The sequence below is a fragment of the Paracoccus sp. (in: a-proteobacteria) genome, assembly GCF_035556475.1.
Classification (GTDB): domain Bacteria; phylum Pseudomonadota; class Alphaproteobacteria; order Rhodobacterales; family Rhodobacteraceae; genus Paracoccus.
This window is the reverse complement of sequence record NZ_DATMFA010000064.1, coordinates 1-9,219: the sequence shown is the minus strand read 5'-3', so window position 1 is coordinate 9,219 and position 9,219 is coordinate 1. Positions and strand designations below refer to the sequence as shown.

Annotated in this window: 8 protein-coding genes; 1 reads left to right on the top strand and 7 read right to left on the bottom strand. The window is 62.4% G+C overall.

Annotated elements, in window-relative coordinates; translation table 11 throughout:
- Positions 1 to 51 precede the first annotated feature (51 nt).
- From chrA to VNQ78_RS08070, 6 genes are all read right to left on the bottom strand, one after another.
- Positions 52 to 1,419 carry a chromate efflux transporter gene (gene chrA, locus VNQ78_RS08095; RefSeq protein WP_325688500.1) on the bottom strand — a complete coding sequence of 456 codons (1,368 nt, stop codon included), beginning with the start codon at positions 1,417 to 1,419 and terminating at the stop codon, positions 52 to 54.
- Positions 1,420 to 1,475: 56 nt separating this feature from the next.
- A complete protein-coding gene (locus VNQ78_RS08090) occupies positions 1,476 to 2,291 on the bottom strand; it encodes a sulfurtransferase/chromate resistance protein (protein WP_325688498.1) in 816 nt (271 codons plus the stop codon).
- 231 nt (positions 2,292 to 2,522) lie between these two features.
- Entirely contained in the window at positions 2,523 to 3,461 is a 939-nt protein-coding gene (dmeF, locus tag VNQ78_RS08085) for a CDF family Co(II)/Ni(II) efflux transporter DmeF (RefSeq protein WP_325688496.1), read from the bottom strand.
- On the bottom strand, positions 3,458 to 3,736 hold the full coding sequence (locus VNQ78_RS08080) for a metal/formaldehyde-sensitive transcriptional repressor (RefSeq protein ID WP_325688494.1): 279 nt from the start codon (positions 3,734 to 3,736) through the stop codon (positions 3,458 to 3,460). Before VNQ78_RS08080 ends, dmeF begins: the two co-directional genes overlap by 4 nt.
- Before the next feature lie 342 nt (positions 3,737 to 4,078).
- Positions 4,079 to 4,927 carry a hypothetical protein gene (locus VNQ78_RS08075; protein ID WP_325688492.1) on the bottom strand — a complete coding sequence of 283 codons (849 nt, stop codon included), beginning with the start codon at positions 4,925 to 4,927 and terminating at the stop codon, positions 4,079 to 4,081.
- The gene (locus VNQ78_RS08070; protein WP_325688490.1) at positions 4,890 to 7,190 is read right to left on the bottom strand and encodes an arylsulfatase; all 2,301 of its coding nucleotides are present in this window, start codon (positions 7,188 to 7,190) and stop codon (positions 4,890 to 4,892) included. The genes VNQ78_RS08075 and VNQ78_RS08070 overlap by 38 nt, the downstream gene beginning before the upstream one ends.
- A gap of 457 nt (positions 7,191 to 7,647) precedes the next feature.
- Here VNQ78_RS08070 and VNQ78_RS08065 point away from each other — a divergent pair, with 457 nt between their 5' ends.
- Positions 7,648 to 8,649 carry an AraC family transcriptional regulator gene (locus tag VNQ78_RS08065; RefSeq protein ID WP_325688488.1) on the top strand — a complete coding sequence of 334 codons (1,002 nt, stop codon included), beginning with the start codon at positions 7,648 to 7,650 and terminating at the stop codon, positions 8,647 to 8,649.
- Between the two features lie 305 nt (positions 8,650 to 8,954).
- Here the strand turns inward: VNQ78_RS08065 and VNQ78_RS08060 are convergent.
- Positions 8,955 to 9,219: hypothetical protein (locus VNQ78_RS08060; protein ID WP_325688486.1), on the bottom strand; the 265-nt coding region annotated here is incomplete at its 5' end.

Genomic DNA, 9,219 nt, shown 5'->3' with positions numbered 1-9,219 from the left:
CCTTGCGGAGCCTGAAACACGCCAAAGGCACGAAATCAATGGGTCTGGAGCCTAGGCGATCACACCCGCAGCATAGAGACCGATGCCCAGAACCGCCACTCCCGCCAGGACAGTGGTCATTCCCAACCGCAGCCGGAACACCGCGACCAGCGCAAGTGCTGACAGCCCGGCTGCGAGCCAGTCTATGGAGCCGAGGACCGGGAGCTCCATGGAGAGAGGCCCGGCCTCGATCCGCTGCACCTCGCGCCAGATGACATGGATCGCGAACCAGATTGCGAGGTTCAGGATCACGCCGACCACCGAGGCCGTAACGGCCGTCAGGGCTGCCGACAGAGATCGGTTGGCGCGAAGACCCTCCATGTAAGGAGCGCCCAGGAAGATGAAGGCAAAGCAGGGCGCGAAGGTAACCCATGTGGTGAGCAGCCCGCCCAGAGTGCCCGCCAGAAGCGCGCTGTCCCATCCGGCGTCCCGGAAGGCACCAAGAAAACCCACGAACTGGAGGACCATGATCAGCGGCCCCGGCGTTGTCTCGGCCATGCCAAGACCGTCCAGCATCTCGCCAGCCCGGAGCCAGCCATAGGTCCCGACGGCCTCCTGCGCGACATAGGCAAGAACCGCATAGGCGCCGCCGAATGTCACCACCGCCATTTTCGAGAAGAAGAGGGCGATGTCGGCAAAAACGTTGCCGCTACCCACAGTTACGAGCAGGACCGCGACCGGTGCCAGCCAGAGCACGATCGCCGCGGCACCCGCCCGGAGCGCACCGCGCCGCGCCGCAAGCGGCATCTCGACCATCTCCTCGCCAAGGAGCGTATCGGCATCATCGACGTGGACGCTTCCGACCGACCCGTGGCCACCGCCGGGCGCAAAGGCGCGTAGGCCGGTTCGGGCACCCAGAAAGCCGATCAGACCAGCGGTGAGAACGATCAGCGGAAAAGGCGCATCAAAGGCAAAGATCGCAATGAAGGAGAGCACAGCCAGCAGGCGCATTGCATCGTTCTTCAGGGCCCGACGCCCGATGCGGACCACCGCTTGAAGCACAATGGCCAGGATGGCGGCCTTTAGGCCAAAGAACAGTGCCTCCACCAACCCCACGTCGCCAAAGAGGGCATAGAGCCAGCTCAAGGCCATTATCGCGACAACTCCAGGCAGCACGAACAGCGCGCCCGCGATCAGGCCTCCGCGCGTTCCGTGCATCAGCCAGCCGATATAGGTGGCCAGCTGCTGCGCCTCGGGACCCGGAAGAAGCATGCAGAAATTCAGCGCGTGCAGGAACCGCCCGTCTCCGATCCAGCGCTTTTCCTCGACGAGGATGCGGTGCATGACGGCGATCTGGCCGGCAGGGCCGCCAAACGAGAGAAGCGCGATGCGCGCCCAGACGCGGCTCGCCTCGGCCAGCGAGGGAAACCCGGCACGCAGGACCGGGCCAGCAGGGTCGCAGGAACGCCGTCGTTCCGGGATGATCCCTCCCGCGGTCACGACGCAGTCCCCGCCTTGGCACTGGGCCAGTTGTGGGTCTCGCCAGTTGCGTCCCGCGCCCAGCGATAGAAGGCGTCATAAACCAACATCCCGGCTTCGAGCTGTTCCAAATCGTCGGCATACATTCGCGACAGACCAAGCGATACGGCCAGCAGCCCTGCGGCCTCGGGGACGAGATCGAGCCGAGCGGTATCGGCGCCCCGCACGATGGTTGCCAGTCGGTCCAATGCCGGGATGGACAGGCCGAACTCGGCCAACATCACGTCGAAGCTGCAGAGCTCACCCCGATGGCTGAATAAGACCCCTTCGATGTCGAATGGCGCGGCATCGTGACGTTCAGCCACGCCCTCTACCTCGGAAGGAGCGACGAACAGGATCACCGCCCGGGGATCGACAAAGCGGCGGATCAGCCAAGGACAGGCAATGCGGTCGATCTTGGGCCGTGCACGCGTGACCCAGACCGTGCGGCCATGGGCGTCCCGGGATGGCAACGCCGCAGGATTGATCAAAGGCAGCCGAGCCTCACGCCAGACAGCAAAGCCGCCCTCCAGATACTCGGCTTGCCGCCCCTCGGCCCGAAGCCAGGCAGCAGCGCCCTGACTGCGGTGATGCCCGCCCTCGCAAAGGACCACGATCGTCCCGGCTGGGAGCGCGTCCGCGAGTGCGCGGTCGTCGGCGCGGATCGTGCCCGGCAGCAGCCGGGGATCGGCGGCAAGGTCTTCGTCCGAGCGGACGTCCAGAATGGCTGGCGCACGGGCCGTGCCGATCAATCGGACCAGCTTGTCGGGCGATATCGCATTGGGGGCCGGCATGGGCGTTCCTCCCCTGAAAAGGTTGATCATGATCGATCTGGAACGCGAACTTCGGCTGGCGCCTCGTGGGGCGGTCGCAGGCCCCATGGACATGAGTTAAAATCGAGAAGAGGCGAACGTCAAGCCGTCACATGTCATGTGGTGAGACTTGAGCCAGTCGGACAACCAGCATGGATCGCTGATGCCATGACGAGAGGGCTTATGAGACCCTCTCCTCACCCTTTTGCTCATTCAGGCTGCCCGCTCCACCTCGACCGTGAGGTGCGAGAGGTCGTGGATATGCGCAAGTTTGGCGCGATAGGCGGCGGGCTCCAGCGGCTCCCTGGAGCGGATCGCCAAAATCGCGCCGTGGTGACCGGGCCCAAGCTGCCATACGTGCAGATCGGTCACCTGATCGGTACCCGTCTCAATCGCAGCCCGGATCTCGTCTGGCAGGTCCTCGTCATCGGGCACATAGTCGAGAAGCACCCGGCCACTGTCCCGGATCAGACCCCACGACCAGCGGAAGATCACCAGCGCGCCGACGATGCCCATCATGGGGTCCAGCGAATTCCAGCCATAGAGGCTGCCCAGCGTCAGCGCCGCAATGGCCAGAACGGAGGTCAGGGCATCCGCCAGGACGTGCAGGTAAGCGGCGCGCAAGTTGTTGTCGGTCGCATGCTCATGGTGATGATCATGTCCGTGGCTGTGACCATGATGGTGATGGCCGTGATCTTCGCGCAGCAGCCAGGCACAAACCAGATTGACGATCAGACCGATCACGGCCACGGCAATGGCCTGATGGAAGCTGATTGCAACCGGGTTGTAGAACCGCATCAGGCTTTCCCACCCGATCAGCAGCGCGATCAACGCGAGGACCACGGCGCTGGCGAACCCCGCCAGATCCCCCATCTTCCCGGTGCCGAAGGTAAAACGGGCATTGCGGGCATTGCGGCGCGCATAGCGATAGGCGAGCGCGGCAATCAGCATGGCCCCCGCATGCGTCGACATGTGCCAGCCGTCGGCGATCAGCGCCATCGAGCCGAAGATGCTGCCCGCAGTGATCTCGGCCACCATCATTGCGGTGGTGATGGCGATGACCAGCCAGGTCCGGCGTTCGTTCCGTTCGTGATTGTCGCCCAGGTAGACATGCTCGTGCGGGCTGGTCAGGTGCAAGGCTTCGGTGTTCATTTGAGATAGGTCCTGACAATGTCGATCAGTTCGCCCGCGGCGTTGGCGCGCTCGGTGTCCTCATCCCGGTCGGGGTTCGAGACATGCTCGCGGATGTGATCCTCGATCAGTTCAGCCGTCAGGCCGCCAACTGCGCCGCGGATAGACGCGACCAGGTTCAAGACGTCGCCGCAGGGTGCGTCGGCTTCCAGAGAGCGCTCAACAGCTTCGATCTGCCCCTTGAGGCGGCGGACGCGGGCCAGAAGCTTGGCTTTGTGCTTTGTTGTGTGACTCATAACATAGGGGGATACCCTATCTTATGTAGAAGGCAAGGCGATATTCTGCATTGCAGAATGGCAGCTTCTCTCGTCAGACCCCCGCGTCAAGCTCTGCATTTGTGCTTTCATCGGGATCATTTAGCGTCGCCATGGGGCAGGCAGCAATTGCGGCCACGACCATGCAAACCGACATGCGCGATGAAGATGGCGAGACTTGGAAACCGGTCTAGGGGCTGCAAAGCGGTGCCGCCCGCCTGTGCAAGCAGAAGCGACGGGGTTGTTCTTCTGGCCTTCCCGCTCGACGACGGCGGCCGCGTGGAGCCGTGCGTGGGCAGACTTGCAGCCGGTGCGCCCGTCGCTTCAGAAACGCGCGCTGAAACCAATGACGGGGCCGCTGAGATCGAGATCGGCATCCAGCCCGCCGATTTCGTGCTGAATATCCATATACCGGTATCCCACCTGCATCGACCACGCTTCGTTGAAGAAATAGCCCACCGTGGCCAGCCCCTGCCAGGTCGATACGTCGTTGCTGGTCCGGCCATAATCGAAGACTGCGGTGGCGAACCATTTCTCGTTGAAGGGCAGGATGAAGCGGCCCGCCACCAGCGGCACCGCCCACCGCTTGTCGCCGTCGAAGCTGCGGTTGCCGGCCGCGCCCGCCGCGCGAAGCTCGGTCCCGAGATCAAGGCTGAAGGCCCGAAGACCGACGCCGACATCTGCAATCAGGCGGTCAGTCTCATACGCGCGGTAGAGCCCGTAGCCGCTGAGCGCCGTGACCTCGGCCTTGACATCCGCCTCCGAGAACAGCGCCCCGAAGGGGGTGTCCTTGCTGGTGGAAAGCTTGGCGTAAAGCAGGTCCAAAAGCACGCTCCAGCGATCGCGCCGCGCCTCGAACGTGCCCATGAAGGCCATGTCCAGATTGTCCAGCACATTCCCGCCCGAGGAATCGCTTTCCAACTCGCCGTAGGGCGTGTCCACCGCCGCGCTCAGGCCCGGCACCCAGGCATAGATCGAGCCCGAGAATTCCCATTGCTGATCCTGCGCCATCGCCGAAATGGGCATCAGGCCACAAAACGCCAAGATCGCACTCTTCTTCATCGAGCTGGTCCTTTGTTCTTTCATGTCCGCAGGGAAAACGGCACGGGCGGGAAAATCTCCACCCGTGCGGTCTTCATTGATAGGCGACCCTGAGCTGACCAATCCTGCCATTGAAGGCAAAGGGCTTCCGGTCGAAATAGGCTTCGGAGACAGGGGAATAGCTGTCCCTCCCAACATCGAAAGCGTCGTTCGCCGTGAATGCCAGCGGAGCCGAGCGGGGAACCGTCCCCCGTGCCATTTCCGTACCGTTCACTCGGATCACCACATCCAGCGGCGCGTCATGTTGCGTACCGGTTCGTTTGGTCTCGACCTCGATTTTCACCTGTCCTTCGGGCAGCGCGCCGCTGGTCGCGATCTGCGTGCGCTCGATCTCGAACAGGTTGTATTCATAGGTCAGCTTTCCCTGATCGACCCACAGCGACAGCCCGCCCGAGAAAGCGCCCAAAGCATAAAGAACACCCGCTGAATCCGGTTTCAACTCGGCTTCAATTGTCACCAGATTGCTGCGCGCGCCGACCTTGGGGGCGGCGAATTCGGGGACGCCGGTCACCTCTTGCGTATAGGTGAATTCCTTCGCCGGATTGGAGGGCGCATCTTCGGGGTGGAAGACCACCGACCACAGCCCGCCGCCGACAGGGAATACCTTGTTCTCCTTGGAATCCTCCAGGAAGGCCGCACTCATTTCCCTGACCCTATCCGGGTTTTCGGCAGCGAGATCGTGCGCCTGAGAGAAATCCTGGCCAAGATCGTGCAACTCCCAGACGTCGTTCTCTGGTGACCACTTGAAGATCGCGGGATCAAGTCCGGGCGTCCATGGCGTGCGCGGCCCGAAGACCGACGCGATCCAGTTGTCCTTGTAATAAGCCCGGCTGCCCATGATCTCGAAATACTGGCCCTTCTTCTGTCCCGGCGCATCGGGGGCGTTGAAGCTATAGGCCATGCTGATCCCATCCAACGGGTCCTGCGCGATCCCGTCCACGGTTTGCGGAGGCGTGATGTCCAGCACGTCATAGATTGTCGGCACGATGTCGTTGACGTGATGGAATTGCGTTCTGGGAGTGGTGTCGTGCTGGATATGGCCGGGCCATGAAATCACCAGCGGAGTCCGGGTGCCGCCGAAATGTGCGGCCACCAGTTTGGTCGAGCGATGCGGGGTCGATCCGGCCCAAGCCCAACCGGCATGATACATATTGTCCGCCTTGGGCGTGCCGAGGACATCCAGACCACCCAGATCGTCCATTGCCTTGATATGGTCCTTGATCTCGGTCTTGATGCCGTTCTGTGCCAGAAGCTCGCTAAGCGTGCCGTTCTGCCCTTCAGCGCTGGATCCGTTATCGCCCCAGACATAGAAAATCAGCGTATTGTCGCGGATCCCCATTTCATCCAATGCCGTCAGCAGACGCCCGGCCTGCGTATCGGCATGTTCGGTATAGCCGGCGAAGACCTCCATCAGCCTGCGTTGAAACGGGCGCTCGTCTTCAGGAATATCGGACCAGCCCACCAAAGATTCGGGGCGCGCGGTCAGTTCGGTGTTATCCGGGATCCAGCCGATTTCCTTTTGCTTCGCGAAAATCTCCTCGCGCATCCGGTCCCAGCCTGCATCGAACCTGCCTTTGTATTTATCCGCCCATTCGTTGAAGATATGGTGCGGGCCATGCGCCGCGCCCGGTGCCCAGTAAACCAGAAAGGGCCGGTCCGGCGTCAGGGCATGAACCTGTTTCATCCAGGAAACAGCCTTGTCCGTCATATCCGCGGTGAAATGATAGCCTTCCCTACCGTGGGAGGGATCGATGCGCACGGTGTTTTCAACTACGGCCGGTTCCCATTGCGAGGATTCCCCGGCGAGGAAACCGTAGAAATAATCGAAGCCGATGCCCTCGCCTGCGGGCCAGTCGGTATAGGGGCCTACTGCCGTGGTTTCATTCGCCGGGGTATTGTGCCATTTCCCGAAAGCGGCAGTGGCATATCCATAACCTCCGAGCACCTTCGCGACCGAGGCCGAACTGCGCGGAATGCGACCGGTATAGCCGTCCCAGTCATTCGCCAGTTCTGCGATCTGGCCGCTGCCGACGCGGTGGTGATTGCGCCCGGTCAGCAACGCGGCCCGGGTGGGCGAACACATCGCCGCGTTGTGGAAGCGGTTATAGGCAACGCCCTCATTGGCCAATGCGTCAAGCGTCGGAGTGGTGATTGGGCCGCCGAAGGTATGAGGCAGAGCCGGACCGACATCATCGAGCATGATGATGACGATATTGGGCGCGTCCGCTGGCAGGTGCGATTGTGGCGCCAACGGGCTATAAGTGGATTCAGCGATGGTTGGCCCAGCCTTGCTGCCCGAGGGCGTCGGCGGAAATGGCAACGCTTGCTGCGCCATGGCCCCGCCCGCAGCGAATAGGATGGTGGTGCCAACCCCCCATCCGGTTATCATTCTACCCAGTCTTGACATGGATCCTCTCTCCCACGGAATGGAATTCACCTTGTGCCAGATATGTTTTGGGTAATCCGCGGGCCCCGATGCGCAGATCCCGCCATGCGCGCGGCCCATTATCCGGCGTGGTGGCTTGCGAAAAGCCATTGCCGGGTCGGCCAGCGGCTGCCAGCGAAGGGTTTTAATCGGTAATCCCATCGCGCCTCCCCTGTGGCCATGATCGTCGCCAGAACCGTTCGGAATGTCGCGGCACGCATCCCCAATACCGACCCAAAGCTTGTTTCGGACGGGGCGATTACGCTAAGATTTCTTATTCCTCCCAACCATACAGCGCGGCATGCCCGTTCCAAACACCCATTTCGCGCCAAAAGTGGCTAAACTCGCCGCTAGACAGAGAAATTCCATGACGCTTGTCAGTGTCGCGGCTCTGGCGGGCGTTCCCGCATGGGTGCGGGCCGCCTGCGGCGAGCGCGTCCTGCGCGAGGCCAATCGCGCCGCGCTTCTGGATATGGAACGGATCGAGAATCTTGATTGCTTCATCCCGCATCTGAGTATGGCGAACTTCATCGACACCATCGCGCGGCGTTCGGGCCTTACCGATCTGGGGCTCATGCTGGCGTCGGAACTGCCGATCGCCAATTATGGGATCTGGGGGCGATATGTCCTTGGCGCAGAGAATCTGGGCGACGCCGTTCGGCGGGCGCAGAGAAGCATCGGCTATCACAGCAAGGGGGATCAAGTCTCGCTGGTGCTGGCGAACGGCATGGCACGGCTGAGCTATGTCAGCGCCGCGCGGGGATTTCCGGGCTATGCCCATATCGCGGTGGCCACCATCGGAGTGATGCTGAGCCTGTGCGAAGCCTATCTGCCGCCGCCATGGCGACCGCATCGTATCGAGTTGGATATTGCAAGGCCGGTCGATGGCCGGGATTTGGCCGATTGCTTCCATTGCCCGGTCATGTTTGACGCCCCGGACTTGGCGCTCGTTTTCGACCACCGCGCCCTCGATCGCCACAGGACCGTCGTGCCGGCATGGTCTCCGACGACGATCGAGGACGTGGCACGCGCCCGTCAGGAGCCCGACCTTCGCGAAGGGGCCGAGGGGGTGATCCGCGCACAGATCCGCACCCAGGTCCTGGCGGGATCGGCCTCAGTCGAGCGCACAGCCAGGGCCCTCGACATGAGCGTCCGCAGCCTTCAGCGGGAACTGAACGCAGCGGGGGTGAGCTATCGTGGCGTGGTCGGCAAACTGCGGAACGAACGTGCCATTGAACTGCTGCGCGACGGTGCGATGCCGGTGGCCGCGGTGGCGGCGCTGCTTGGCTATTCCTCTTCAGCGCATCTCGCACGGGCGTTCCGCCGCGAAAATGGCGTTCCGCCAAGGCAATTCCGCCCGCAGCGATAGGCGGGGTCTCCTTCTAGGATTCCTATTTAGCCCGCCTTTTGCGTAGTGACCGCAAGCGAAGGCGCCTCTGAAAAAACGGACGCTCTGCAACGGACAAGGCGGGTTCACACTGCTTGCCTGCTCCGTCCGCACCGCGATCCCTCTTTGACGAGGAGTAACCGCGCCATGTCGAACGGCTATTTCGATGAATGCGGCCCCGGCATGGGCGAGGCTCCGTCACCGGTTATCGACCGCCCGCCAGCCACGGGGCCGGTAGATCCTCCCGACAGAACACTTCTTGTTCTGTCCGGCATCATGTCCTTCGGTCAGCCAGGCGCGAGCGCGTCGGTCAGCGTGTCGTTTGCAGTCCGCGAATGCTTATCCGTGATCAGTAGCGCCCTGTCCTGCGCTGATACCGCGCCCCATCGGACGCTGTTCGTCACCAACGCATGCAAGCCGTCAACCGAGTGCCAGGCAATGTTTGTCTCCCACCGGGTGCGGCAAATCGGGAAATATTGCTGGCCCACACACGCCACCGCGAACAAGAGAAAGCTGTTGCGCAGCTCAACCGTCGAAAGCGACAGCTCCGCC

What these genes read in the sequence shown, in the direction of transcription:
- VNQ78_RS08090 (WP_325688498.1), bottom strand. Translation starts at nt 2,291, where the DNA reads ATGCCGGCCCCCAATGCGATATCGCCCGACAAGCTGGTCCGATTGATC.
- dmeF (WP_325688496.1), bottom strand. Translation starts at nt 3,461, where the DNA reads ATGAACACCGAAGCCTTGCACCTGACCAGCCCGCACGAGCATGTCTAC.
- VNQ78_RS08080 (WP_325688494.1), bottom strand. Translation starts at nt 3,736, where the DNA reads ATGAGTCACACAACAAAGCACAAAGCCAAGCTTCTGGCCCGCGTCCGC.
- VNQ78_RS08075 (WP_325688492.1), bottom strand. Translation starts at nt 4,927, where the DNA reads ATGGCAGGATTGGTCAGCTCAGGGTCGCCTATCAATGAAGACCGCACG.
- VNQ78_RS08070 (WP_325688490.1), bottom strand. Translation starts at nt 7,190, where the DNA reads ATGGCGCAGCAAGCGTTGCCATTTCCGCCGACGCCCTCGGGCAGCAAG.
- VNQ78_RS08065 (WP_325688488.1), top strand. Translation starts at nt 7,648, where the DNA reads ATGACGCTTGTCAGTGTCGCGGCTCTGGCGGGCGTTCCCGCATGGGTG.